Raw genomic sequence first — 247 nt, 5'->3', positions numbered from 1 at the left:
CTACAACCCGGTTGCCCAGGGCGCCGAAGCCCGCATCGTGCTGGATACCCCGACGGTCGACGCATGGGTTGCCAATGGCGCCCAGCTGACCGACAAGGTTCGCAACCTGAACAAGGAAGCGACCAAGGCCCAGGCCGCTGCGGCCTGATCCTGAAGGGCCGCGCCTGGCGCGGCCCGTCGGCCAATACAGAGTTAAGATACCGAGCGCCGCCTCCTGCTGGGCAGGATTGTCGGCGCGGTTGGTGTG

Annotated in this window: 1 pseudogene; it reads left to right on the top strand. The window is 66.8% G+C overall.

Features of this window, described 5'->3' with window-relative positions:
* A pseudogene (rpsP, locus tag ACQG3P_RS21450) lies at positions 1–148 on the top strand (30S ribosomal protein S16); the annotation flags it as partial.
* Positions 149–247 lie beyond the last annotated feature (99 nt).

Origin of the sequence: Stenotrophomonas sp. SrG (assembly GCF_050031795.1) — a bacterium.
GTDB classification, from domain to species: Bacteria; Pseudomonadota; Gammaproteobacteria; order Xanthomonadales; family Xanthomonadaceae; genus Stenotrophomonas; species Stenotrophomonas rhizophila_A.
The sequence above is the reverse complement of the archived record's forward strand: the minus strand, read 5'-3'. Positions and strand labels throughout refer to the sequence as shown.